Genomic DNA, 23,656 nt, shown 5'->3' on the forward strand with positions numbered 1-23,656 from the left:
GACGCACGCGGGCACGATGCACACGGGCACGACGCACACGGGCACGACGCACGCGGGCACGGCCGTGCCGCCGGGGAGGCGTCTCTGTCTCCTCGGCGGCACGGCCGCGCGATGTCACCTCAACGGGCGAACACGATGACGTTGTCGCGGTAGCTGCGGCGGGCGTGGTCGAACGTGCCGCCACAGGTGATCAGCCGGAGCTGGGCCCCTGGAGCGGGACCGTAGACCTCCTTGTCCGGGATGCGGCTCTTGGGGTAGCGGGCCAGGCGGCCGACCCTGAACGTGACCGTGCTGCCGTCAGCGCGGTCGACGTGGATGCGGTCGCCCTCGCGTAACTGGCGCAGGCGGTAGAAGACCGCCGGCCCGGTCGCGGAGTCGACGTGACCGGCGATCACGGCGACCCCCTTCTCGCCCGGCTCCGGGCCCGACCTGTTCCACCCCACCCGGTCGAACGCGGTGGGAGCGACCAGGCGGCCCTTGGCGTCGAGCCGCAGCGGGATCACGCGGGTGGACAGCTTGATCGCCGGAATCCGCAACCGCACAGGGTCCGCCACGTCCCCGGCACTCCCGTGGAGGGAGCCGCTCAGGGCGCCGGCCGCCTGCGCCTGTGCGGCGGCGGTGGCGTTGCCGGTGGCGCAGGCGGTGGCCGCGACCATGAGGCAGATCACGGCCGCCAGTCGCGTGCGCATGCTCAGCTGCCTGCGAAGAGCGTGCGCCGCACCCAGTACGCACCGGCTCCGAGCAGGGCGGCGCCCGCCAGGCTCAGCGGCACCACAGGCACCGACCGGCTGTCGTCAGCCCCGCCGCCGGTCAGGGCAGTGCTGTCTTCGACGGCCCCCTTGCCAGCGGTCCCACCCATGCCGGTGTCCACCCCACCACGCGGCGCGCTGCCGTCGTCGTCATCGTCGTCCCGCGCGGCCGAACCGCCCACGCCGGTATCCACCGCGCCCCGGGGCGCGCCGTCATCGTCATCGTCGTCGTCCCGCGCGGCTGAACCGCCCACGCCGGTATCCACCCCACCGCGCGGCGCGCCGTCATCGTCCCCGCCACCACCGACATCGTCGTCATCGTCCGCCGTCGCCTGGATGCTCGTCAGGGTGACCGCCTGCGCCGCCGTCGTCGTGGCGAGGGTGGCGGTGGCGCCCAGTCCGAGTGCGATCGCCAGGGCGAGCAGCGCCCGCCCTAATTCCTGAGGCATGTGCTCCTCCTAGAAGCCGGTCGCGGGATGTCCGCGGCTGAATTCAGGGTGTCGAGGGGCCGTGGGACCACGATGAGGTCGAGATGAAAGGACTCTCACGCCTCCCCGGCCGTCTCGGGCGACGCACCGGCCGGGGCGCGTTCGCGGACCGCCGACCGCACGTGAAAGCATTTCCTCGATAGCCGAACGAGTCTTGTGGAGGCAGGGGTGGCTGACGAGTTCGATGTCATCGTGATCGGGGCGGGGCCCGCCGGTGAGAACGTGGTGGACCGGGCCGTGCGGGGTGGTCTGACAGCGGCGATCGTCGAGGAACGGCTGGCCGGTGGCGAGTGCTCCTACTGGGCGTGCGTGCCGAGCAAGGCGCTGCTGCGGCCGGTCGACCTGGCGGGCGAGGTCTCGCGGGTGCCCGGCCTCTCGCTCGGGCCGATCGACGTGGCCAAGGTGCTGGCCAGGCGCGACGAGGCCGTGTCCGGTTACGACGACGCCGGTCAGGTGCGCTGGGTCGAGAGCGTCCCCGCCGAGTTCGTACGCGGCCGCGGCCGTCTCGACGGCCCCAAGCGCGTACGCGTGACGACGGAGACCGGCGAGGAGCGCGTCCTGACGGCCCGCCAGGCCGTCGTGCTGGCCACGGGCAGCACCGCCGCCATCCCGCGCACGCCCGGCCTGGCCGAGGCGTCCCCGTGGACCAGCCACGAGGTGACGGCGGCGACCTCCATCCCCGAGCGGCTGGTCGTGATCGGCGGCGGCGTGGTGGCCTGCGAGATGGCGCAGGCGATGCACGGGCTGGGCGCGCGGCAGACCACGGTGCTGGTGCGCGGCGGCCGGCTGCTCAACCGCATGGAGCCGTTCGCGGGCGAACTGCTCGCCGAGTCGTTCGCCGAGGCGGGCATCGACGTACGCACCCACACCGACGTCGCCAGGGTCGAGCGTCCCGAGCCCGGCGGGAAGGTCACCGTGCACCTGCCGGACGGGCCGCCGCTGGAGGCGGACGAGCTGCTGGTGGCGACCGGCCGGCACGCCTCGACCCGTAACCTCGGGCTCGCCTCGGTGGGCCTGCCCGAGGACCAGCCGGTCGAGGTGGACGACAGCCTGCGGGCCACCGGGGTCGAGGGCGGCTGGCTGTACGCCGTGGGCGACGTCAACGGGCGGACGCTGCTGACGCACATGGGCAAGTACCAGGCGAGGATCTGCGGTGACGTGATCGCCGCGCGGGCGCGGGGCGACGAGCTGCCCGCGATGCGGGATCTCGCGGGCGGTTACGGCTCGCCCCAGGTCGTCTTCACCGACCCGCAGATCTGCGCGGTCGGCCGGACGGAGGAGGCGGCGCGCGCGGACGGCTTCCGGGTGCGGGTGGTGGACTACGACATGGGGGCGGTCACCGGGGCGTACCTGATGGGTGACGGCTACCGGGGCAAGGCCAGGGCCGTCGTGGACGAGGACAGGAAGGTGCTGCTCGGCGTCACGTTCGCGGGCCCCGGCGCGGCCGAGCTGCTGCACGCGGCCACGATCGCGGTGACCGCCGAGGTGCCGCTCGACCGGCTCTGGCACGCGGTGCCGTCGTTCCCGACGGTGAGCGAGATCTGGCTCCGGCTGCTGGAGGCCTACGGTCTGTGACGCGCGAGCGGACGTGGCCGGCCGCCCCGAGCCCGAACGCGGCCGGCCGCCGCCTGCGCGATGGCAGGCGCCGGCGAGCCGGGCGGGCCGCCTTCTGGATGGCGCGGCCGTCACGGGCGGATCAGCCGAGATCCCGCCGTACGTTCAGGCGCGACATGATCGGCGACCGTGAGTTCGTGGCACGCTCACCGATTCCACGATCTCGCTGCTGCAGCATCAGCTCCGCCACCGTCTCCTCGACGCTGTCGCGCAGCTCGACGTGCGGGAGCAGGTCCGTCTGCCGCAGCACCGACAGCAGGTGGTCGGAGGGGCGGACGACGAAGATCCGGCCGCTGCCCTCCTCGGCCATCCGCTGCATCGCCATCGCCAGCACCCCGATGACCGACGAGTCGTAGAAGTCGAGGTCGGCCAGGTCGAACACGAGGGTGGGCCCGGGCGACCAGTCCCACACGGCGTTGATGCGGGCACTGAACCGGACGCGCCCCGCGTGGTCGAGCACGCCGCTGGCGCGCATGACCGTGCAAGGCAGATGCCGGGTCGTCTCGATTCGCAAACCGCTCATGCCCACACGGATCCACTGCCCGGTGAGCGGCGTTATCACAGGTGATCGCTATTTTTCCGGGTCCATTGGGCACCGCCGTCCCCGCGCTTACCAAGGGGACCGTTGACCAGCTTGCGCATGAGCTCGGAGAGCGTCTCGACGTCTTCGGTGGTGAGCGGGGAGGCCAGGCGGGCGAGGTTGGCGGCGTGCTCGGTGAGCGCGTCGTCGATGACCCGCAGGCCCTCCTCGGTCAGCTTGACGCGGAAGCTGCGCCGGTCGGCCGGGTCGAGGCTGCGCTCGACCAGGCCGGCGGCCTCCAGCCGGTCGAGCCGGTTGGTCATGCCGGCCCGCGACATCATCAGCACGTCCGACAGCTCGGAGGGGATCAGCGTGTACGGCGGCCCCGCCCTGCGCAGCGCGGCCAGCACGTCGAACTCGCCCTGCCGCAGCCCGCGCTTGGTGAAGACCTGGTCCACCTGCGGCATCATCAGCCGCGTGACCTGGGCGAGCCTGCCGAAGACAGCCATGGCCGACAGGTCGAGGTCGGGCCGCTCACGCCGCCACTGCTCGATGATCCTGTCGATGGCGTCGCCCATGACCTCGCATCCTAGCCGCCGGGGCGGGCGATGCCGGGCTCCTAGTGCGAGGTGCCCGACTCCAGGGTCGGCACCGCGTCCGGGCACGGGGCGAGGATCACCAGCAGCGGCGAGCCGGCCGGGCTGGCCAGCTCCAGCTCGGTGACGTTGCCGTGCGCCTGCTGCTCGGGCGCCCCCAGGTCCCCGTCCCTGAAGCTGATGATCCGCTCCACGGACGGCGCCGCCGAGTGCAGCAGCTTCCTGGTGGCGTGCCGGAGCCAGCGCAGCTCGCTGTTGACCCGCCGCCACGTCGCGGGGATCATGCTCACTGCTTCCGCCCTGGTGCCCAGCCGCAGTGTGATGCGCCCGCTCGACCCGAACCGGTCCTTCAGCACCGGGTTGACCACGAACATGCCGGACCGCAGCGCCCGCACGCCCTGCCGGTTGACGTTGGCCAGCCCGCCCGCGCTGATCAGCGAGTACAGCTCGCAGCGCGACCCGTCGAGCGTGTCCGGGTCGTAGTCCACCGGCGGCGGCTCCTCGAACACGACCTTGTCCAGCCGCACCCCGGCCACGCCGTCGGGAGCGACGCGCCCGGCCACGGCCTGGCGCACCGAGTCGCAGACGCCGTCGCCCTCGGTGATGTCCAGCGCCTCGACGCAGATCAGGCCGTCGTCGGGGATCTCCTCCGGCGTCAGGTCGAAGGCCACCCTGGCGTGCGCCTTCTTGCCGCGCAGCAGCACGCACTGGCGCAGCCGGCCCTGGGACCGGATCTGTACGAGCCGCGGCAGCGTGGCGGCCTCGGCGCGCCCGCTGTGCCAGCCGCTCACCGACCGCTCGTCCGCCGACAGCGACACCAGCACTCGTAGCGGCCGACCCTGCGCCGAGACCTTGAACCCGGCCAGCCCGGACGTCTCGAACCTGCCCACGATCTGGCTGCCGCGCTGCAGCCGGTCGGTGACCTGCAAGGAGGCGACCTGGCCGCTGGTCAGGTGGACGGGCGGGATGGCGGGAAGGATCACCTGGTCCAGATCGGTGGCGGATCCTGAGCTGCTCATGTGAGGCTCCTGGAGGGAATAGGTCCGGCCGTGTCGTGGCGGCCACTCATCGGATGCTGCGGGCGGGGATCGGCCCCGCCGGGTCGGACGAGCCGGCAGGGATCGGCCCTACCGGAACGCGAAGGATGCTCATCGTGTGCTCCCCAAGGTGCTCAGCGCCGCCGGGTCGCGGAAGTCGAGGCGGGTGAGCATGGGCTCGCGCCGCTGCCACATCCGCCCGACCGCCCTGTACAGCGGATCGCCCCCGGGCTCCACGTGCCGCAGGTTGACGGCGAGCGCCCGCGCGTAGTCGTCCCCCTGCTCCCAGTGCGGCAGGAGCTGGGTGGGCACGTCGGCCCCGCAGCGGCGCAGCCACAACCACAGCCGGGCGCGCTCACGCTGCTCGGGCCCGAGGATGGACTCGCCCTTGGCGTGCTGGGCGATGGCCTCTTCGAGCAGCCGCCGGTGCTCGTACGGCGAGCCGGCCACGTGCGTGCTCCCGCAGGCGCCGCCCTCCGACCAGCCGGCCTGGATGACGGGGATGCCGAAGGCGGGCAGGTCGCTGTCGCCGAACGTGACGCCCACGTCCGCCATGCTCCACACCATGGTGGTCGACAGCGTCCCGCTCACGCACCGGATGCGGGGATGGTCGGCGGCGGGCACGGGGTCGAGGAAGAGCCAGTTGGCGCTCTCGTCCGCGGCGGCGAACTCGGCCGTCGTCCCGAACAGCTCCGCGTCCCGCGACGGCACGTGCCCGAGCACCGCGATCGTGGGCCGGTCGGCGTCGATGCCGAGCCGGGCGCAGCCGTGGTGGCGGAGCTGGCGGCGTTCGGTGTCCGTACGGACCTGGTAGCCGCTCCTGGCCCGCCAGGCGACCCGCTCGGCGCTGGGCCGGATGAGCTCCCTGTGCGGCCAGACGTGCCGCTCGAAGAAGGCGCCGACCCTGGCGGGCAGTTCGTCCTGGATGGAGCACGGCCCCTGGTCGGGGAAGAGCGCGTACGCCTGCAGCGTCCCCGTCCCGTGCACGTGCACGACGGGGATGTCGCGTGGCACGGCCCGCTCGGCCTTGCTGGTGACGAGCGCGGCGGGCGGCAGCTCGGGCCGCGGGTCCTGCGCGGCGCCGAACGCCCGGGCCAGCGGGCTCCACTCGGGCCTGGTCAGCACGGCCAGCCGAGCCGAGAGCAGCCCGCAGACCGCCCTGGCGACGGTCAGCGTCCGCACCACGATGCGCAGATCCTCGTCGTACGCCTCCGCCACGACGCATCCGTCACCGCCGGGGGTGTTTCCCCAGCAGGTCCTGGCGGCGGCGAGCAGCCGTTCGACATGCCCGCCGTCCTCGCCGACACGACGACGCATAAGCCCCTCCACCAAGGCAGCAAGAAATGCCCTGGTAGACGTTGCCAGAAGGGCCCTGACCGGCCGCGCGGGCGACACGGTTCTTTGCCGTAGCGTGGCGGAATCCCGAAGAACCTCAGAAGGGTTCACCAGCCCCACGCTGCACGAACCCGCCGATGACCCCGATTTCGGCGAAAAACCCCGAACAATCCGGGCCCGCCGGACGTCCAACTTTTACCTGGAGCATGTCATGCCCGGGTTTAGGATGCACCGTATTGCCAGGATGGGGAGGTTTTACCAGCATGGGTTCCCGTTTGTCGAGTGTCGCACGCCTGACGGCGGCGGCCGCCGCCGCCGGCGTGGTCGCCGCGGCCATCGCGCTGCCCGCGGTCGGGGGGACAGGGGCGATGTTCGTCTCGGCATCGGAGGATCTCGGTATCAAACCCGAGGACCTCAAGGAGCCCCCTCTCGCGGAGAAGACCACGGTCCTGGACGCCAACGGCAACCAGATCGCGCAGTTCTACGAGGAGTACCGCGAGACGATCACTCTTGACCAGGTCGCCCCGATCATGAAGACGGCGATCATCTCCATCGAGGACTTCCGCTTCTACGAGCACGGCGCGATCGACATCGAGGGCACCATCCGGGCCCTGGCCAAGAACTTCACCTCCGGCGGCATCGCGCAGGGCGGCTCGTCCATCACCCAGCAGTACGTCAAGCAGGTGCTGCTCAACTCGGCGACCACCGACGAGGAGCGGAACGCGGCCCTGGAGGCCAGCTACGCGCGCAAGCTCAGGGAGCTGCGCTACGCGATGGCGGTCGAGGAGAAGTACACCAAGGACGAGATCCTGGAGAAGTACCTCAACATCGCCTACTTCGGCGCCCACGCCAACGGCATCGAGGCGGCGGCCAAGCGTTTCTTCGGCGTGAAGGCGTCCGAGCTGAACCTCGTGCAGGCGGCGACCCTGGCCGGCGCCGTGCAGGACCCCAACGCCACGGACCCCAACCTGGGCAAGGCGCAGCGCAAGAGGCTGCTCGACCGGCGCAACGTGGTGCTCGACCGGATGGCCGAGCTGAAGAAGATCACCGTCGAGGAGGCGGCCGAGGCCAAGAAGAAGCCGCTGGGCTACAAGGGCACTCCCCTGCCGGGCGGCTGCGAGGCCAGCCCGTATCCGTACTTCTGCATGTACGTCCGCAACGAGGTGCTCAGCAACAAGACGTTCGGCAAGACGCCCAAGGCCAGGAGCCAGTTCCTCAACCGGGGCGGCCTGACGATCCAGACCACGCTGGACCCGAAGATGCAGAAGGCCGCCGAGAACGCGATCAAGAAGCACGTGTTCGCCTCCGACAACCCCGTCGCCTCCGAGGCGCTGGTGCAGCCGGGCACGGGCCAGATCAAGGCCATGGCCGCCAGCCGCAAGTACGGCCAGAACAAGCGCAAGAAGGAGATGTCGTACAACGTCGTGGCGGACGCCGTGCACGGCGGCGGCATCGGCTTCCAGGCGGGCTCGACGTTCAAGACGTTCACCCTGATCACGGCCCTCAAGGAGGGCATGAAGGTCAACGACGGCTTCTCCGTCGGCAGCGGTTACCGCGCGCCGTACTACTCCACGTTCAAGAACTGCAAGGGCGAGAACATCGGCGACCCCTCCCACACCGTCACCAACGACGAGGGCGGCGGCGGCTTCAAGTCGCTGCAGACCGGCACCTGGGGCTCGGTGAACACCTTCTTCATGAAGCTGGAGGAGCACGTCGGCCTCTGCGACACGATCAAGACGGCCAAGTCGCTGGGCATCAAGCGGTCCGACGGCCTGGCGCTGACCGAGTACGAGACGTTCACGCTGGGCACCAACGAGATGGACCCGGTGACGGTGGCCAACGCGTACGCGGCGATCGGCGCGCGCGGCAAGTACTGCAAGCCGATGGCCATCACGAAGATCACCGACCGCGACGGCAAGGTGACGAACTACAAGCCCGACTGCAAGCAGGCCCTGGACCCCGAGGTCGCCGACGCCGCGGCGTACATCCTGTCCGGCGTGTTCACCAAGGGCACGATGCGTGGCGTGGGCGGCATCGGCCGGCCCGCCGCCGGCAAGACGGGCACCACGGACGCGCAGGCCACCGCCTGGTTCGCCGGGTTCACCCCCGACCTGGCGGGTGCGGTCAGCATCGGCGACTCGCGCGGCGCGCAGAAGTACAAGCTGAACAACGTCACCATCGGCGGCAAGTACTACGGCTCGGTCTTCGGCGCCTCCATCCCCGGGCCGATCTGGAAGGACACCATGCTGGCCGCGCTCAAGGGCACGCCGGCGACGGAGTTCACCCCGATCAACAGCAGCCGCTTCGGTGGCTGCGGCGCCGGTTGCCAGCCGGTGCAGCGCTCGGACGAGCCGGAGGGTGACGACGACTCGGACGGCCAGCTCGAGGACGTGGACGTCGCCGATTTCGACTGATCTTGGGTAGGAGGGGTTTCCTGATCGCCGGATAAGACAAATCGGGCATGGACAATATGCCGTGATCCACATCCGGCACAGAAACCTCTATCGGTTACCAGTGCCCCTAGCTGAGCAAATTCGGAGTGCGTCCGTACTGCGGGACGCACTCCTTGCAAAGGCCCTATTAACAGCGGCGAAACATTGGTAACGTGGGAGCGCTCCCAGGATCTTTCCGCGAGGTGCTCCATGACCGAGCAGCCCACACTGGCACAGGTGGCGGCCGCTGCAGGGGTTTCCCCCGCGACCGCATCTCGAGTCCTCACAGGCTCGGTGCGGGTCAGTACCTCGACCCGCCGCCAAGTCTACGACGCCGTGTCCCGAATGGGATACGTCCGACAACGCGCACCCCGGGGAACGGCCGCCAAGACCATGGCCGACGGCGTCACAGCAGTGGTCTGTGACCATTTGCCCCGGCTCTTCTCCGAGCCTTACTACGCCAGGCTCCTGTCCGCAGCGGGCGCCGTGATAGCCGAGCACGGCACCCACCTCATGGTGACCACCGTCACCCCCACCTCCTCCACGCTGCCCGCGTTATCCGGCGCGGTGCTGATCGTGGGGGCGCGAGAGCGTCACCCCCTGGCGATCAAGTTATCCACCTCGGGCGTCCCCGTCCGCAACATCGGACGCCCGCCCCACGACCTCAAGCTGCCGTTCGCCGACGTCGACAACCTCGACGGCGGCCGCCAAGCGGCCGAACATTTCCTCCTATCGGGCCGCCGTAACGTGGCGGCCATCGGCGGCCCGCCGTCCTTACCCGGCGCCCGCGACCGGCTGGAGGGCCTGGTACGCACCCTGCAGGCAGCAGGAGCGCCCGACGTACCCGTGGCCTACGGGGACTTCACCGCCGCGTCGGGCACCCACGCCATGCAGTGGCTGTTACGCCATGCCCCGGGCCTGGACGCCGTCTTCGTCGCCTCGGATTTGATGGCGGCGGGCGCGATCCAGGCCCTGCGAAGAGCAGGACGCAAGGTGCCGGCGGACGTGGCGGTGATCGGGTTCGACGACGCCCCGGTCGCCAGGCACACCGTCCCGGCCCTGACCACCATCCGCCAGCCCGTCGAGGAGCTCGCCACGGTCGCCACCCGGCTGCTCCTGACGGGGGCCGCGGGGATCGACCCCGTGCTCCCAACGGAACTGGTCATCCGTGAGTCGGCTTGAGCCTGGGGACGTACTGGCCCGCAGGTATCTGTTGCTGGACCCGCTGGCCCGCGGGGGCATGTCGGTCATCTGGCGTGCCTTCGACCAGTCCCTGCACCGGATGATCGCGGTCAAGGTGCTCACGGCCTCGCTGCACACCGACCCGGGAGAGCGGGTCAGCGTACGCAGCGAGGCCCGCGCCGCGGCCAGGTTCATCCACCCCGACTCCATCGAGATCTACGACTACGGGGAGACCGTCACCACGAGCGGCGGCGTCGCGGCCTACGTCGTGATGCCGCTGCTCGACGGCACCCCGCTGGCCGAGCGCATCGAGAAGGAGCCGCTGCCGTGGCCGGAGGCCGCGGCCATCGCCCTGCGGCTGGCCCGCGTGCTGATGGCCGGGCACGCCCGCGGCCTGGTGCACAGGGACGTCACGGCGGAGAACGTTCTGCTCACCGCCGACGGCCCCAAGCTGCTCGACTTCGGCATCGCGGCGTGGGCCGGCGACCCCGACGACGACCGCGGCACCCCTCCCTACGTCGCCCCCGAACGGCTGCTCGGCGCGCCGACCCACCCGGCCGTCGACGTGTACGCCCTCGGCGTGCTGCTGCACACCATGCTCACCGGGCGCACGCCGTACCCGGGGACGACGTGGGAGGAGATCGAGGCGGCGCACAGGACCGAGCCGCCGCCCCGGGTGGCCGGCGTGCCGTACGCGCTCGCCTCCCTCTGCCAGCGCTGCCTGGCGCACGAGCCGGAGGACCGCCCGACGGCTGCACAGATCGTCTCGGGGCTGACCTCCACGCTCGGCGCGGCGACGCTGGGCCGCCACGTGCGGCGCGGGCTCACGGTGACGAGCTCGGCGGCCCTCGCGCTGTCGGCGCTGCTGTGGTTCCAGCAGACGCCGGCGCCCGAGCCGCCGCCGAAGCTCGCCCAGCCCACGCCGTCACCCACGGCCAGGCTGATCGAGAGCTCGCCGGGCGCGGTGATCACCGTCGAGCAGGCCGCGGCCGGCTTCACGACCGTGCTGCGGGCGCGGACCCCGTGCGGCGCGACGGACGACGACGTCGTGCTCGACCTCACGCAGGTGCTGCAGAACGCCCTGACGCCGCAACACGGCCCCTCGGCGCGGTCCTCCGGCACCAGGAGCCTGCGCCAGAAGCTCTCCGACCGCCTCAGGGAGGGCAGGCTCACCCCCGCCTGCCTGAGCGAGCTGGAGGCGCGGCTGGACGATCTCGACACGGCGCTGCGCCACGACTGACGAGCACGATTGATGAGGGGTACGGCAGCACCAGCCGTACCCCTCCGTCGCGCGGGCCGGGCCCCTCGCAAAGCGTGCCCGCGCGAGTCCTCATGAGCAGGTGTATCCGCTGGGCACCTGCGTGTTCCCGGTCGGCCGCGAGGCCTGGTAGCCGAACGAGGTGCCGGCCCCGGGCGCCAGGTTCCCGTTGTGGGCCAGGTTCCTGACCGTCACCGTGCCGCCGCTGACGGTGTAGGTGCCGCCCCAGATGCCGGTGATCGTGTGACCGGACGGCAGCGGGAACGTGACCGTCCAGCCGTTCAGCGTGGACGTGCCGCGGTTGGCGACGGTGACCGGCTGGATGACGTACCCGTTGTTCCAGGAGGTCTGGGTGGTGGGCGTGACGGCGCAGCCCCCGCCGCCGCTGCCCGGCTGGGTGGTCACCGTGACCGCGGCCGAGTCGGGCGAGACGTTGCCGGCGGCGTCCCTGGCCCTGATCCGGTAGCGGTAGGTGGTGGACGGGCTGAGGCCGGTGTCGGTGTAGGAGGTGGCGGTGCCGCCGCCGACCCTGGTGAAGGTGTCGCCGGTGGCGCGCAGCACGTCATAGCCGGTCACGCCCACGTTGTCGGTGGAGGCGGCCCAGGTGAGGGTGGCGGAGGACGAGGTGACGTTCGAGGCCGACGGCGTGCCGGGGGTGCTCGGCGGGGTCGGGTCGGAGGTGCCGCCGCCCGTGCCGAACGAGAAGGAGTTGACCGCCAGGCCGGTGCCGCCGATCCAGGGCTCGAAGCCGGCCTGCACGCTGGTCAGGTACCACGACCGCTGGCCGTAACCCCGGCTGACCACGTCGGAGTAGAAGGTGTCGATGGTGAAGTCGAGCGAGGTCGCGGGCGAGGAGCGCACGTACGAGATCACGTTCCAGCCGATGTTGCCGAACCAGACCTGCCACGTCGCGCCGGCCAGGTTCACGGTGCCGACCTGGGAACCGATCGGCTGGATGGAGCCCTGCCGGTTGAGCCAGATCATCAGCTCGGCGCCGGTGTTCTGGCCGTCGGTGCGGGGCGTGGGGTCGAACCACAGGTCGTAGGAGGCGTTGTAGGTGCCCGAGCCCGGGTACGTCATGCTGACGCTGCTGCGCAGCGCCGCGAAGCCCGAGGCGCTGGCCTGCATGGGCAGGTTGCTGCCCGTGGTGCAGTTGGCGTAGTGGCAGCCGGCGTAGATCGACGGGTAGCCGGCGGGGGCGCCGCTGGTGGAGTTGTTGTGCGCGGCCTGGGTGACGGTGAAGCCGCCGCTCTGGTTGACGTCGATGCACTGGGCGGTGTCGGCGCCCCAGACGTTGTTCTGCACGATGTAGCGGTTGCTCTGGATGCTCGTGGAGCCGTACTTCTCGCAGATCACCGGCGCGGCCTGGGCCGGAACGGCGAACAGGCCGAGGGCGAGTAACGCCCCGATGATCAGGTGGATGTGCGCGTGCCTCATGGCGTGTTGCTCCCGCCTCTCTGACAGGGGAGTGTAGTGGGAGCGCTCCCAGCATTCAGCCTCCTTGGGGGTCACGAACGCGGCAAGCACGTACGCATGCCGGTGAGGTGGAGCGGGCCAGGCCACCAGCGGAAACCGTGACCAAGATCGGCTGAAAGTTTCACTGAACGTTGTCGGATTGCGCCGGGCGTGATTCAATGCGCTCGCCGGGCGGGCAGGTCGTGGGCAGGTTTCCTCTGTCGTCAGCGCAAGGGAATCCCCATGAAGTTCTTCAAGTCGGCGGCGATCACCGCCGTCCTGGTCCTGATCACCTCTGTCTTGATGGCGCCTACCCAGGCGCAGGCCCACGGCGTGTCGATGTTCCCCGGCAGCCGTACGTTCCTGTGCTGGCAGGACGGCCTGCGGGACAACGGCCAGATCCTCCCCTACAACCCAGCGTGCGCCGCCGCGGTCAACCAGAGCGGCGCGACCCCCCTGTACAACTGGTTCGCGGTGCTGCGCTCCGACGGCGCCGGCCGGACCACCGGCTTCATCCCCGACGGGCAGATCTGCAGCGGCGGCACCGGCGGGCCCTACGACTTCTCGGCCTACAACGCGGTCCGGTCCGACTGGCCGCTGACCCACTTGACCTCCGGGGCGAGCATCCAGATGCGGCACAGTAACTGGGCCGAGCACCCCGGGTCCTTCAACTACTACGTCACCAAGAACGGCTGGAACCCGAACGGGCCGCTGAAGTGGTCCGACCTGGAGCCGTTCGGCAGCGTCACGAACCCGCCCAAGTCCGGTGGCGCCGGCGGGCTCAACTACTACTACTGGAACGCCCAGCTCCCGTCCGGCAAGAGCGGCCGGCACATCATCTTCACCCACTGGATCCGCTCGGACAGCAACGAGAACTTCTACAGCTGCTCCGACGTCGTCTTCGACGGCGGCAACGGCCAGGTGACCGGGGTGGGCCCCGGCGGCAGCACCCCCGGCCCGTCCCCCACGGTGACGCCCACCGAGCCGATCCCCACGGGCGCCTGCACGGCCACGTGGAAGGCCACCAACACCGGCTGGGCCGGCCACTTCCAGGGCGAGGTGACCGTCAAGAACACCAGCACCAGCTCGATCAACGGCTGGACGGTCAAGTGGACCTACAGCAACGGTGAGGGCTTCGAGGGCTCGCCGTGGAACGGCGTGCTGGCCGGGCAGCCGCCCAACGTGACGGTCAAGAACGCCACCCACAACGGGCAGCTCGGGCCGAACGCGTCCGCCACGTTCGGCTTCAACGCGACCGGCTCGGTCCCGGCCACCGCCCCGACCCTGACCTGTACCAGCCCGTGATCAAAACCCGTCGCGGGCTCATCGCGGCGATCGTCACCCTGGCCGGCGTGGTGCTGGCCGGGGTGACGTTCTTCGTTGCCAGGCAGCCGTCATCGACGCTCAACGACGAGCTCGCCGCCCAGGTGACCCTGATACTCGAGCAGGCCTCGCCAGGCGAGCACCACGCCCACGGCCACAGCTTCGAATCCGGCGTCGTGTGCGCCGTGGAGCCCTTCGGCACCGAGCCCCCGAACGCCACCTCGCTGGTCGAGGTGCGGTGGGTCTACGCCCGCCACATGTGCGCGATCACCGGGGACAGCCCGGACTGGGCGGCCTCCGTACGGGCCTCGGGCCCGATCGCCGTGAAGATCGACATCCCGCCGGAGGTCCGGGTGCCCAAGGCCGGGGCCGGCTATCCGGACCGGGTCAGGCAGCTCATCCCCGAGCGGTACCACACGCTGGCGTTCGAGGAGTTCTCGGACGACGCGGCGATCGAGGCCGCGCGCGAGCGGTTCGCGCTGGCCTCCTCGGCAGCGAAATAGGACCCCGGCCCCGGGTCCCCGATCCCCGACCCCCGGTCCCGGTCCCCGGTCCTGGGACCCCTGGCCCCGGACCCACGGATTCACCAACCCACGGGCACACGAAAACGGACGCGGCCGAAGCAGAGGTGTCGGCCGCGTCCGTCCCATCCGGGCGGGGATGGTTTTCGGGCAGGGATCAGATGGGTTAGGGCCTCACCTCCTCATACGCACCTGTGGGTCTTGGGGTTCAGGTGGAACCGCCCCCGCCGCGGCTGCGGCGGGGGCGGGATCGTGGGTCAGGCCGGGGTGCAGGTGATCGGGTCCGGAGTGGCGGACGTGCCGTTGGCGATGAAGCCGAACGTGGTGGTCGCGTTCGGCGCGAGCGCGCCGTTCCACGCCTCGTTCCCGACCGTCACCGTCCCGCCGGACACGGTGTGCTTGCCGCCCCAGAGCTGGGTGATCGAGCTCTGGGAGCTCCAGGCGACCGTCCACGCGCGGGTCGCGGACGTGCCGGCGTTCTTCACCGTCACCTCTGCCTGGTACGAGCCGCCCCACGAGTTGACCACCTTGTAGGTGGCCGTGCACCCGCCGGCCGGCGCGTCGGTGGTGGTGAACCCGGTGCCGTCGGAGGCGGCCGAGCTGTTGCCCGCCGCGTCCCTGGCCACCACGGTCACCGTGTACGCGGTGCCCGGCGTCAGCCCGCTCAGCCCGAACGACGTCGTGCCGGCCGTGCCTGCCTTGGTGGACCCCAGGTAGACGTCATAGCCGCTCACGCCGACGTTGTCCGTGGACGCCGCCCAGCTCACCTGCGCGCCCGTGGCGGTGATCCCGGACACCGAGGGCTTGCCCGGCTTGCTGGGCGGCGTCCCGTCCACCGTGTCCGAGGTGGTGAACGCCGTGCTGTCGGACTGCGCCGAGGTGTTGCCTGCCGCGTCCTTCGCCACCACGTGGGCGGTGTAGTCCGTGGCAGGGGTGAGCCCGCTCAGGTCGAACGACGCCGTGGTGGCCGTGCCTACCTTCGTGGACCCCAGGTAGACGTCATAGCCGGTCACGCCGACGTTGTCGGTGGAAGCGGTCCAGCTCAGCCTGGCCGAGGAGCCCGTGACCGCCGAGACGGCGGGCTTGCCCGGCTTGCTGGGCGCGGTCGTGTCCTCTTCCACCGGCCCTGGCGGCTCACCCCAGATCTTGGTGGCGCCGCTGTAGAGGGTGATGTTGTCCGTACGCGCCGGCGTCGTGCCGGGCGTGGTCGGGATGCCCTGGTAGGACCAGTCGTTGGCCGGGTCCCAGGTCCCCGAGCTGCTGATCCTGAACTGCACCTCCCTGCGGTGCTGTGACTGCCCGGCGGGCGCGATGTCCTGGCCCGAGCAGTCGATCGACACGTAGTACGTGCTGCCGCTCGCCTGGTGCAGCGTCGGTGCCTTGCACTGCGTGTAGGCCGACGACACGCTGATCTGCGAGGCGGTCGTCGAGCCGTCGAGGGTGAAGTAGTAGCGGAAGGAGCCGTCGGACAGGACCCTGGCGGGCCAGGCCGACTGGTTGCGGACCAGCGCCTTGATCTCGGTGAAGGTGCTCCCCGAGGCGTTCACGCCCGCCTCGACGAAGATCTCGGGCCCGTCCGGGGTCTCCGCCACCGGGAAGTTCGCCGCCGGCGCGCCGCCGTACTCCTTGTACAGGCGGGCCAGCGCGCTGGTGAAGCCGGCGTTGTAGTCGGTGGCGACCTCGTTCATGACGTAGTCGTCGCGCTTGTCGGTGTAGGCGTCGTCGGGGCTCGGCGGGCCGCCGACGAGCGCGCCGTACAGGGTGTGGCGGGTCTGCTCGGGGTTGGTGATCTGGTCGGTCCACGAGCCGTGCGCCGTGCGGTGGTGCGGGTTCTTCGGCGGGTTCGCGCCGAAGCCGACCACGTAGGAGGAGTTGCGCGGGTTGTCGCCGAGCGCGTAGTTGATCTGCCGTACCGCGAAGTCGTGGTAGCGGGTCTTACGCGTGGCGTCGGTGATCGTGTCGCTGTGCACGAGCGCCGCGAACGCGGTGTTGGCCGCGTAGCGCAGCGAGCCCCACCGGTCCAGGACGGCCTGGCCGCCCGGCGAGTACGCCACCTTCTGGCCGTTCACGCCGACCGTCCAGAAGTCGAGCCAGCGGTTGGCGTCGTCCAGGTACTGCTGCTTGCCGGTCAGCTTGTGCAGCAGCACGTACGCGCCGTACGACTTGTCGTCCCAGGCGATCGTCCACTTGTACGACTTGGTGGTGCTCTGCGGTTCGGTGCCCAGGTTGGCGTAGCCGCTCTCGGCCTTGGCCAGGTAGGAGGCGTCGTTCGTGGCCCGGTAGAGCCAGATCGCGCCCCACACCAGCTCGTCGTTGAAGCCGCTCCAGGAGTTGTAGAAGCTGGAGGCGTCGGTAATGCACTCGCTGTACTTCTTCCTGACGGTGTCGGCGAAGGAGTAGAGCTGCTTGGCGTGCGTCACCAGCGTGTCGGCGTACGACGGGTTCGTCGGGCGGAAGACGATCGAGGAGGCCGCCATCGCCGCCGCCGTCTCGCCCGCCAGGTCCGACCCGCCGCACGAGGCGTCGATCTTGTACGCCGGCCGGTTCATCGCCATCGCCTCGGCCGGGCCCCACCAGGCGTGGTCCGTGCCGCCGTTGCCGACCTGCCCGTAGAGCACGTTCGGCGACGGGTGGGCCTTGATGAAGTAGTCGTTGACGAACTTGAGGTTGTTGAGCAGGTGGGTGAGCTGGCCGGAGCCCGCGTACGCGTCGCGGTACTCCACCGCGCCCCAGGCCAGCATCGTGGCGGAGAACGCCATCGGGAAGCCGAACTTGACGTGGTCGCCCGCGTCGTACCAGCCGCCCGTGAGGTCCACGCCCACGTCCTCGCCGTCGTTCATGCCCGAGTCGCCGCGCCAGGAGACGCGGTTCCAGTCGGGCAGCGCGCCCGACTGCTGGGCCTCGTAGAACCACAGCGACTTCTGCAGCGCCTCGCCGTACGCGAAGGCGGGCGCGGCGGCGCCGGCGGCGGAGGCCGCCGGCCCCACCCCTGCGGAGAGGGGCAGGACCAGCGACGCCGCAGCGATCAGAGCTGCCTTTCGGATCACGGGAAGAGCCGCCCGTACTCGGCCAGGGCGACGGCGACGTCCACCTGCGCCCAGAACCGGTGGTAGTTGAAGACCGGCGCGGGGCCGGTGCCGTTCAGGAACGCCTGGACCCTCGGCCAGTCCGGGTCGTCCTCGTAGAACGACCTGATCGACAGGAACGTGGAGTTCGAGTTGATCGGGTCGCCGTTGGGCATCTCGCCGGTCCAGCCCGGCGGCACGTAGACCGGGTCGTCCACCCGCTGGTAGTCGGTCTTGGTCTCCGGCACCGAGACGCCCTCGGCGTCACGGTTGTCCCAGATGCCGTCGAGCAGCGCCTTGGCCGTGTCGCGCGCCTCGGCGTGGTTGGCTTTGGCCGCGTAGTACATCAGCACCTTGGCGTACGCGCCGGCGACGCCCACGTCCTGCGTGTGGTCCACGACGGTCACGTGCAGGCCGGGGTTGGCCGGCGGCATGCCCGTGGTGGCGCTGAAGTTGCCCGCGGGCTGGCCCGTCCACCGCAGGGTGGAGGGGATCTGGTAGCTGCCGTCGGCGTTGATCGTGGTGTTGTCCAGCGCCCACGCCACCCACTTGTCCAGCAGGGCCTTGGCGTCGGCGTTGCCGGTGGCGTAGTAGAGCTGCGCCACCCGGTCCATGGTCCACGCCTGGAAGCCGAACCACTGGTTCGACGGCGGGTCGTGGTAGACCGGCTGCCAGTCGTAGGCCATGCCGTGGAACTTCGGCAGGCCGGCCGGCGGCGCGCTGTAGCTGCCGTTCCAGCTGTTGGTGGCGCCACCGGCGATGGCGCCCTCGGCCGACTGCAGCCAGGTGTAGAACTGCAGCTGGCGGGTCAGGCTGGTGCTCCAGTCGGTCGCGCCGGTGGAGCTCTTCGGCTTGAGCTCGGTCACGTTGGACAGCGCCCAGGCCGCGAACGGGTTCTGGTAGCCGGAGTGGTTGTGGCTGGAGCCGATGCGCCAGGCCCAACCGGCGTTGGAGTCGGTCGCGCCGCCCCAGGCGTAGTACCAGCTCAGCAAGTAGTTCGAGGCGTTCTTGCCGGTGCCCGCCGGGCACGACGGGCTGGTGCACCCGGGCTGCTTGAAGTACTTGTCGTACATCGCGTAGCGCAGGTAGTCGCCCATCTTGGCGGCCTTGGCCACGGTGGCGGAGATGTCCCCGGCCTTGTTCTGCTCCTTGGCCCAGGTCAGCGCCCAGTAGGCGGCCTGGACGGCGCGGGCGTCGGCGTCGGGGGCGTTGGTGTACTTCCACTGCTTGGCGTACGAGGCGTCCTTGGTGAACAGGTCCAGGTAGCCGTTGGGTCCGCCGTGGGCGAAGGTGTCGCAGGACGGCTGCGGGATCGTCTCGAAGACCGACTCCTCCGGGCCGCGCTGGTAGGTGTTGATGTAGGCGGGCCTGGTCGTGCCGTCGCCGCAGCGGCCGAAGCCGTAGGTGTTGTCGACGTCCAGCAGCCAGTGCATGCCGTAGATGTCGCGGGTGCCGTACGCGGACTGCAGCTCGCTCGCGATCGGGTCGGTGCCGACGCTGACGCCGGAGTCCAGCTGCGACGGGTAGTTGCTGATCGTGTTGTGCTCGGGCGCGTACGTCGCCGGCTTCGAGGCGTTGTAGAAGGAGTTCGTCGGCTGGTCGGCGGTGGCCGGGATGATGTACTTCTCCATCGAGGCCCACGCGGTGTTGAACTTCGACCAGTCGCCGGTCACCCGGCCGTACGCCGCCTCCAGCCACAGGTAGTAGCTGTAGGCCTCGGACGTGGTCTCGTGCCCGTGGTCCGGCGCCTCGACCATGAAGGTCTCGATCGAGTGGTACGGCACGCCCTCGGGTGAGAAGTAGCCGTTGGCCGGGTCGTGGATCTCGTTGTAGAGCTCGACGAAGCGCTGGACGTAGACGTTGTCGCCGCCGACGTCGTCGTCCGCCTCGTTGGCGGTGACGTCCACGGGGGTGTAGCCGGTGGCGCTGACCCGGATGACGGCCGATCCGGCGGTCGTGTCGGCGTCGTCGGCCGCGCCGAGCGTGAAGGTCTGCTCGGTGTTCCAGTTGGACGGCGTGAACGTCCTCGACGCGGGCGTGGCGACCGTGAGGTCCGCGTCACCGCTGGCGCGGGCGGCGGAGACGGTCACGTTCGCCGACGGGGCCTGCGACAGCTTCACGCCGAAGGTCGCGGTGCCCGTCTCGGGCACGGACACAGTCGTCGGGCTCACCACGAGCGCCGGGCCCGTGTCCGGGGAGACCGTGATCCCGGCCGGGGCGGAGGTGGTGACCAGGCCGGCGTTGTCGGTCGCCCTGGCGGTGATCGAGTAGCTGCCGGCCGCCACGTTCTGCCAGTTGTAGCTGTACGGCGAGGAGGTGTCGGTGCCCAGCAGCGTGGAGCCCTGGTAGAAGTCGACCTTCGCCACGGTGCCGTCGGCGTCGGCGGCGTTCGCCGAGATCGGCACGGTGGCCGGGGCGGTGAACGTCTGGCCGGCGGTCGGCGAGGTCAGCGACACGGTGGGCGCGCTGCCGGTGCCGCCGCAGGTGACGCCGTTCACGCTGAACGAGGTCGGGTTGGGGTTGCTGCCCGTCCAGGTGCCGTTGAAGCCGATGTTGGTGGAGGCGCCGGTGGCCAGGCTGCCGTTCCACGGCATGTTGGTGCCGGTCACGCGGGTGCCGGACTGGCTCCAGTTCGCGCCCCAGCCGGTGGGGGTGTACTTCTGGCCGGTGGTCGGGTAGTCGAAGGCCAGCGACCACGACGTGATGGGGTCGCCGGTGTTCTTCAGCGTGATGCTGGCGGTGAAGCCGCCCTGGCCCTGGCCGCTTGTCCACTGGTTGGCCGCGTACGTCACGTCGCACGCCACGGCCGCCTGGGCGGGCGCGGCCGTGACCGCCGAGGTCACACCCGCCACGAGGACAAGGGTCGTGGCCACGGCGAGGCGTTTCGATAAGCGGGTCAAAAGGATGGGAGGTCTGTACTTCACGAGGTCTCCATGGGAGTAGGGGTGTGGGAGCGCTCCCAAAGTGGATTGTGGGTGCCCTCCGGCGTATGTCAACGGAATGGCGTCGCGGTAACCCCCGTGTTTCCTCTCACCAGGCTGCCCGGGATGAAAGTTTCATCCCCGTTCCGGGGCATTCAACGAGCATGCGGGGCGGTGGACACCTTGCCGGAGGGGGGCCGATTTACACAGCCCCGGCCACGGCACACCATGGGAGCGCTCCCAGCCATCTAGCACTGGAGATGATCGCTCGTGAGACTCCACCGCGGCCTCCGCAAATGGGCCGTGACCATGACCGCCGCGAGTGTCGCGGCCTTAGGGCTCGTCGTCGGCCAGACCTCGGCCGCTAACGCCGCCGTCGCCTGCGACGTGACCTACACAGCCAACTCGTGGACGAGCAGCCCTGGTCAGGGCGGATTCACCGCGAGCATCACGTTGAAGAACACCGGCGACCCGTTGACCTCGTGGTCGCTGGCCTTCGACTACCCGACCACCGGCCAGAAGTACACCCCCACCGGCTGGGGCGCGAACTGGAGCCAGTCCGGCACGACCGTGACCGGGACCAGCATGCCGTACAACGGCAGCCTGGCCACCGGCGCGTCCGTCTCCGTCGGCTTCAACGGCACCTGGACGGGCACCAACCCGAACCCGACGTCGTTCAGCGTCAACAACACCACCTGCGGCGGCACGGGCCCGACCACCCCGACGGTCGTCACCTCCTCCAGCGCGGTGGCGGTCGGCGAGGGCGGCACGGCCACGTTCACGGCCAGGCTCTCCTCCGCGCCGAGCTCGAACGTCACCGTCACCACCGCCCGTACCAGCGGTGACACGGACCTGACCGTCACCTCGGGCGGCTCGCTCACCTTCACGCCGAGCAACTGGAACACCCCGCAGACGGTCACCCTGGCCGCGGCCCAGGACGCCGACACCACCGCAGGCAGCGCCGCCTTCAGCGTCGGCGGCACCGGCGTCACCGGAGTCACCGTCAACGCCACCGAGGTGGACGACGACGCCACGGTCGAGCAGTCGATCGTCGTGACGCCGACCTCGGTCACCGTCCCCGAGGGCTCGACCGGCACGTTCACCGCGCGCCTGGCCGCCCAGCCCAGCTCCAGCGTGACCGTCACCACGACGGCGGGCAGCGGCGACAGCAACATCACCGTCAGCTCCGGCGCCTCGCTGACCTTCAGCACGTCGAACTGGAACACCCCGCAGACGGTCACCCTGGCCGCCGCGCAGGACACCGACACGACGAACGGCAGCCGCACCTTCACCGTCGCCTCCACCGGCCTGACCTCGCGCACGGTCACCGCCACCGAGGCCGACGACGACGGCGGCCCCAACCCCACCCACGTCGAGAACCCGTACGCCGGCGCCACCGGCTACGTGAACCCGAACTGGAGCGCCAAGGCCGCGGCCGAGCCCGGCGGTTCGGCGGTCGCCAACACCTCCACCGCCGTGTGGATGGACCGCATCGCCGCCATCGCCGGCAACGCCAACGCCATGGGCCTGCGCGCCCACCTCGACGAGGCCGTCAGGCAGGACGCCGCCAACGGCTCCGCGCCGCTGACCATCCAGGTCGTCATCTACAACCTGCCCAACCGCGACTGCTCGGCGCTGGCCTCCAACGGCGAGCTGCTCATCGCCCAGGACGGGTTCAACCGCTACAAGAGCGAGTACATCGACCCGATCGCGGCCATCATGCGCGACTCCGCGTACGCCAACCTGCGCATCGTCACGATCATCGAGCCCGACTCGCTGCCGAACCTCGTCACCAACCTCAACTCCTTCGAGAAGTGCCGCGAGGCCAACGGCCCCGGCGGCTACCGCGACGGCGTCCGGTACGCGCTCAACCAGCTCCACGCCATCCCGAACGTCTACACCTACATCGACGCCGCCCACCACGCGTGGCTGGGCTGGGACTCGAACTTCCAGCCGTCCGTGAACCTCTTCCACGAGACCGTCGCCGGCACCACCGCCGGGGTGGACAGCGTGGACGGCTTCATCGTCAACACCGCCAACTACTCCGCCACGACCGAGCCGCACTTCACCATCAACACGACGGTGGGGCCGAACAACACCACGGTCAGGCAGTCCAAGTGGGTCGACTGGAACTACTACGTCGACGAGCAGACCTTCGCCACCGCGCTGCGCAACGCGCTCATCGCCAAGGGCTTCCGGTCGGGGCTCGGCATGCTGATCGACACCTCGCGCAACGGCTGGGGCGGCAGCGCCCGCCCGAGCGGCCCGAGCACCGCGACCACCGTGGACGACTTCGTCAACCAGTCGCGCGTCGACCGCCGCATCCACGCCGGCAACTGGTGCAACCAGAGCGGCGCCGGCATGGGCACCCGCCCGACCGCCAGCCCCGCCGCCGGCTTCGACGCCTACGTCTGGATCAAGCCTCCGGGCGAGTCCGACGGCGCCAGCCGGGACATCCCGAACGACGAGGGCAAGAAGTTCGACCGGATGTGCGACCCGACGTACACGGGCAACAGCCTCAACGGCAACAACATGTCCGGCGCCAAGGCCGACGCGCCGCTCTCGGGCCAGTGGTTCTCCGCCCAGTTCCGCGAGCTGCTGGCCAACGCCTACCCGCCCATCAACTGAATGGACCCGGCCGGCCGGGGACCCGCCTGACCCGGGCCCCCGACCGGCCCGAGGGACCCGCCTGACCCGGGTCCCTCAGTTACCGGAAGGGGCCCGGGCTTCGCGCCCGGGCCCCTTTCCCGTGCTCACCGCGGCTGCCGCCACTCCGACACGATCCGGTCCACGTCGAAGGGCACCAGGTCGAGCGGCGGCCCGGAGAGCCCCGTGCGGATGGCGTCCCGGATCCGCTCGTTGATCTTCTCGACGATCCGCCTCGCCTCTGCCTCCGACCGCGCCCCCCGCGCCTGGCGCAGCGCCTCCTCGGCGTCCTTGCGCAACGCCAGCGTCGGCGGCAGCGGCATCGACAGCCCTTCGCTCTCGATCTTCTGCTTGATCCACCACATCTCGTCGAGGGGCCGCCCCTCACCTGGCAGCGGCTTGCCCTTCCCCGGCAGGTCCTCGAACTCCCCTCGCTCCTCCGCCTCCCTGATCTGCCGGTCGATCCAGCTCTCGAAGGGCATCCCGAGGGGCTTGCGATCGGTCACGTACGGAT

At 70.5% G+C, this 23,656-nt stretch carries 17 protein-coding genes; 7 read left to right on the top strand and 10 right to left on the bottom strand.

From position 1 onward, the window contains the following. Positions 1–119: 119 nt before the first annotated feature. Both AB0I79_RS34915 and AB0I79_RS34920 read right to left on the bottom strand, forming a co-directional pair. Positions 120–689 carry a class F sortase gene (locus AB0I79_RS34915; protein ID WP_357882459.1) on the bottom strand — a complete coding sequence of 190 codons (570 nt, stop codon included), beginning with the start codon at positions 687–689 and terminating at the stop codon, positions 120–122. Between the two features lie 2 nt (positions 690–691). Further along, on the bottom strand, positions 692–1,198 hold the full coding sequence (locus AB0I79_RS34920; protein ID WP_357882462.1) for a hypothetical protein: 507 nt from the start codon (positions 1,196–1,198) through the stop codon (positions 692–694). A 207-nt stretch (positions 1,199–1,405) separates the two neighbouring features. On the opposite strand from AB0I79_RS34920, the gene AB0I79_RS34925 reads away from it, so the two are divergent. Further along, positions 1,406–2,812 carry an NAD(P)/FAD-dependent oxidoreductase gene (locus tag AB0I79_RS34925; RefSeq protein ID WP_357882465.1) on the top strand — a complete coding sequence of 469 codons (1,407 nt, stop codon included), beginning with the start codon at positions 1,406–1,408 and terminating at the stop codon, positions 2,810–2,812. A gap of 121 nt (positions 2,813–2,933) precedes the next feature. Here the strand turns inward: AB0I79_RS34925 and AB0I79_RS34930 are convergent, their stop codons facing one another. The 4 genes from AB0I79_RS34930 to AB0I79_RS34945 form a co-directional block, all read right to left on the bottom strand. Beyond that, positions 2,934–3,374: an STAS domain-containing protein gene (locus tag AB0I79_RS34930; RefSeq protein ID WP_357882468.1), complete on the bottom strand. Its 441-nt coding sequence runs from the start codon at positions 3,372–3,374 to the stop codon at positions 2,934–2,936. A 35-nt stretch (positions 3,375–3,409) separates the two neighbouring features. After that, positions 3,410–3,949 (bottom strand): MarR family transcriptional regulator, encoded by a 540-nt coding sequence (locus AB0I79_RS34935; RefSeq protein ID WP_357882471.1) that lies wholly within the window; start codon positions 3,947–3,949, stop codon positions 3,410–3,412. 41 nt (positions 3,950–3,990) lie between these two features. Continuing rightward, the gene (locus AB0I79_RS34940) at positions 3,991–4,986 is read right to left on the bottom strand and encodes a hypothetical protein (protein WP_357882474.1); all 996 of its coding nucleotides are present in this window, start codon (positions 4,984–4,986) and stop codon (positions 3,991–3,993) included. Positions 4,987–5,115: 129 nt separating this feature from the next. Continuing rightward, the gene (locus AB0I79_RS34945; protein WP_357882477.1) at positions 5,116–6,321 is read right to left on the bottom strand and encodes a hypothetical protein; all 1,206 of its coding nucleotides are present in this window, start codon (positions 6,319–6,321) and stop codon (positions 5,116–5,118) included. Positions 6,322–6,602: 281 nt separating this feature from the next. Between AB0I79_RS34945 and AB0I79_RS34950 the strand changes: the two genes are divergently transcribed. The 3 genes from AB0I79_RS34950 to AB0I79_RS34960 all read left to right on the top strand — a co-directional run bounded on the left by AB0I79_RS34950 (position 6,603) and on the right by AB0I79_RS34960 (position 11,193). Continuing rightward, positions 6,603–8,753, top strand: a complete 2,151-nt coding sequence (locus AB0I79_RS34950) for a transglycosylase domain-containing protein (RefSeq protein ID WP_357882481.1) — start codon at positions 6,603–6,605, stop codon at positions 8,751–8,753. 228 nt (positions 8,754–8,981) lie between these two features. Continuing rightward, complete coding sequence (locus tag AB0I79_RS34955) at positions 8,982–9,953, top strand: LacI family DNA-binding transcriptional regulator (RefSeq protein WP_357882484.1); 972 nt, start codon at positions 8,982–8,984, stop codon at positions 9,951–9,953. Continuing rightward, positions 9,940–11,193, top strand: coding sequence for a serine/threonine-protein kinase (locus AB0I79_RS34960; protein WP_357882487.1), 1,254 nt, complete (start codon positions 9,940–9,942; stop codon positions 11,191–11,193). Before AB0I79_RS34955 ends, AB0I79_RS34960 begins: the two co-directional genes overlap by 14 nt. Positions 11,194–11,283: 90 nt before the next feature. Here AB0I79_RS34960 and AB0I79_RS34965 read toward each other — a convergent pair whose 3' ends face one another. Further along, positions 11,284–12,648: a cellulose binding domain-containing protein gene (locus AB0I79_RS34965; RefSeq protein WP_357882490.1), complete on the bottom strand. Its 1,365-nt coding sequence runs from the start codon at positions 12,646–12,648 to the stop codon at positions 11,284–11,286. A 261-nt stretch (positions 12,649–12,909) separates the two neighbouring features. Here AB0I79_RS34965 and AB0I79_RS34970 point away from each other — a divergent pair, with 261 nt between their 5' ends. Both AB0I79_RS34970 and AB0I79_RS34975 read left to right on the top strand, forming a co-directional pair. Then, positions 12,910–13,971 (top strand): lytic polysaccharide monooxygenase, encoded by a 1,062-nt coding sequence (locus AB0I79_RS34970; RefSeq protein ID WP_357882493.1) that lies wholly within the window; start codon positions 12,910–12,912, stop codon positions 13,969–13,971. Further along, positions 13,968–14,492 (top strand): hypothetical protein, encoded by a 525-nt coding sequence (locus tag AB0I79_RS34975; RefSeq protein WP_357882496.1) that lies wholly within the window; start codon positions 13,968–13,970, stop codon positions 14,490–14,492. The genes AB0I79_RS34970 and AB0I79_RS34975 overlap by 4 nt, the downstream gene beginning before the upstream one ends. Positions 14,493–14,767: 275 nt before the next feature. On the opposite strand, the gene AB0I79_RS34980 is transcribed toward AB0I79_RS34975, so the two are convergent. Continuing rightward, the gene (locus AB0I79_RS34980; protein ID WP_357882686.1) at positions 14,768–17,521 is read right to left on the bottom strand and encodes a glycoside hydrolase family 9 protein; all 2,754 of its coding nucleotides are present in this window, start codon (positions 17,519–17,521) and stop codon (positions 14,768–14,770) included. Positions 17,522–17,553: 32 nt separating this feature from the next. Beyond that, positions 17,554–20,448, bottom strand: coding sequence for a glycoside hydrolase family 48 protein (locus AB0I79_RS34985; protein WP_357882499.1), 2,895 nt, complete (start codon positions 20,446–20,448; stop codon positions 17,554–17,556). A gap of 357 nt (positions 20,449–20,805) precedes the next feature. Between AB0I79_RS34985 and AB0I79_RS34990 the strand changes: the two genes are divergently transcribed. Then, positions 20,806–23,124: a glycoside hydrolase family 6 protein gene (locus tag AB0I79_RS34990; protein WP_357882502.1), complete on the top strand. Its 2,319-nt coding sequence runs from the start codon at positions 20,806–20,808 to the stop codon at positions 23,122–23,124. 125 nt (positions 23,125–23,249) lie between these two features. Here the strand turns inward: AB0I79_RS34990 and AB0I79_RS34995 are convergent, their stop codons facing one another. Further along, entirely contained in the window at positions 23,250–23,648 is a 399-nt protein-coding gene (locus AB0I79_RS34995; RefSeq protein ID WP_357882505.1) for a DUF1992 domain-containing protein, read from the bottom strand. Positions 23,649–23,656 lie beyond the last annotated feature (8 nt).

This window comes from Nonomuraea sp. NPDC050202, assembly GCF_040656115.1.
Taxonomy (GTDB): Bacteria; Actinomycetota; Actinomycetes; order Streptosporangiales; family Streptosporangiaceae; genus Nonomuraea.